Raw genomic sequence first — 466 nt, 5'->3', positions numbered from 1 at the left:
GGAGACCGCCCGCGACCTCCCCGACCTGTGCGGGCCCATGCCCCTGGCCGTCCGCATCGCCGCACAACGCCTGGCCTCCCGGCCCCACGAACACCTCGGCAAACTCGTCACCCAGCTCGCCGAAGACACCACGCGCCTGGACACCCTGCAAGCCGGCTCACTACAGGTCCGGGCCGCCTTCTTCCTGTCCTACCGGCAACTTCCCCCGCCCGCACGCACCCTCTTCCGCCGCGCCTCACTCGCCGCCGGCCCCGATTTCAGCTGCCAGAGCGCCGCCCTCCTGGCCGACTTACCCCTGCGCCAGGCAACCGGATGCGCTCAGGACCTCGCCGACGCCGGACTGCTCCAGCCCCACCCCACCGCCGACCGTTACTGACTTCGGCTTTTCAGGGTGAGGTTGGCGCATCGAGGGTGAGTCCGGTGCCGGCTATGAAGCCGTCGAGGGTGTGGGGCCGGTATTGAAGGC

Annotated in this window: 2 pseudogenes; one reads left to right on the top strand and one right to left on the bottom strand. The window is 70.4% G+C overall.

From position 1 onward, the window contains the following. Positions 1-376, top strand: a pseudogene (locus ADK55_RS19385) (hypothetical protein); the annotation flags it as partial. Positions 377-386: 10 nt separating this feature from the next. On the opposite strand, the pseudogene ADK55_RS40990 reads toward ADK55_RS19385, so the two are convergent. After that, positions 387-466 (bottom strand): annotated as a pseudogene (locus tag ADK55_RS40990) (transposase); the annotation flags it as partial.

Origin of the sequence: Streptomyces sp. WM4235 (assembly GCF_001279725.1) — a bacterium.
In the GTDB taxonomy this organism is placed as follows: domain Bacteria; phylum Actinomycetota; class Actinomycetes; order Streptomycetales; family Streptomycetaceae; genus Streptomyces.
The sequence above is the reverse complement of the archived record's forward strand: the minus strand, read 5'-3'. Positions and strand labels throughout refer to the sequence as shown.